Annotated in this window: 1 protein-coding gene; it reads right to left on the bottom strand. The window is 35.7% G+C overall.

The window, feature by feature from the left end; genetic code table 11:
• Positions 1–3: 3 nt before the first annotated feature.
• The gene (locus E3E26_RS11005; RefSeq protein ID WP_167901366.1) at positions 4–312 is read right to left on the bottom strand and encodes an oligosaccharide flippase family protein; all 309 of its coding nucleotides are present in this window, start codon (positions 310–312) and stop codon (positions 4–6) included.
• Between the last annotated feature and the right edge of the window lie 105 nt (positions 313–417).

Below are 417 nucleotides of genomic sequence, written 5' to 3'. Positions count from 1 at the left end.
GATCTATATTAAAACCAGAGCCAAGAACACTACCACAGCTAGCAACACTTTGAATACCGAGAAAGTCCCTAAATACAACCCAGCTTTTTCTTTCTCTCTTGCGACCTCTCTAACTATCAAAGAACTCAAGCCAAAATCTGCTATTACGGTAAAAAATGATGTCAAAGCCATGGCAAATGCTAATTTCCCATAATTCTCGCTTCCTAAATATCTTGCAAGTAAGATTAATGTAATAAACGCAAAAGCTTTAGAAACAACAGATGTGATCATAAGCGCCAGAGTATTTTTGGTTACTGTCTTGACTGTAGACATAGTAATTCCTCCAAAATAGAAAACTTAAAAGAAAGTTCACATTCTATTCTCAGGCTTAAGGAAGTAGTTTAGTTGATCCCTTATTATGTCCGTTAACTTATGCTC

It is taken from the genome of Thermococcus sp. LS1 (assembly GCF_012027395.1).
Taxonomy (GTDB): Archaea; Methanobacteriota_B; Thermococci; order Thermococcales; family Thermococcaceae; genus Thermococcus.
This window is presented reverse-complemented; position numbering and strand designations above follow the sequence as displayed.

Coding starts and splice junctions, on each gene's coding strand:
- E3E26_RS11005 (WP_167901366.1), bottom strand. CDS start 312: ATGTCTACAGTCAAGACAGTAACCAAAAATACTCTGGCGCTTATGATC.